Here is a 357-nt window from a genome sequence, read left to right as displayed (position 1 = left end):
CGGCTCCTGCCGCTGCGTCGGCTGCGACGGAATGGCGTAGTCCGGCAACGATGGCCTCCAGCACGGTGGTGTCGGTCGGGTCGGTGGGGGCTGAAGCAGGGGCGGTGATGGCCAGTGCCCCGGTGTCGATCAGGTCGCTGAGGACGACCATGACCAGCTGCACGGGCCGGTCGACGAGGGCAGCGATCTCGGCGATGGACGAGGGCTGACCGCGGCACTGGGCGAGGATCCGCGACACTTCCGGCCACGCCTTCCCTGCCGGCGTCGCGCCCTGGGTGGTCAGCAGCGTGGTCAGGCCCAGCCGGTGGCGGGGGCGCGTGCGACCGCCGCTGAACATGTAGCCGGGGAGCTGCGGGC

General features: G+C 72.5%; 1 protein-coding gene. It reads right to left on the bottom strand.

The features are described 5' to 3' along the window. Positions 1-357 (bottom strand): DUF742 domain-containing protein (locus tag ACLZOT_RS50670; protein WP_416976078.1); only part of this gene is annotated, 357 nt, incomplete at both ends.

The sequence above is a fragment of the Streptomyces sp. 4F14 genome, assembly GCF_048159485.1.
In the GTDB taxonomy this organism is placed as follows: domain Bacteria; phylum Actinomycetota; class Actinomycetes; order Streptomycetales; family Streptomycetaceae; genus Streptomyces.
The sequence above is the reverse complement of the archived record's forward strand: the minus strand, read 5'-3'. Positions and strand labels throughout refer to the sequence as shown.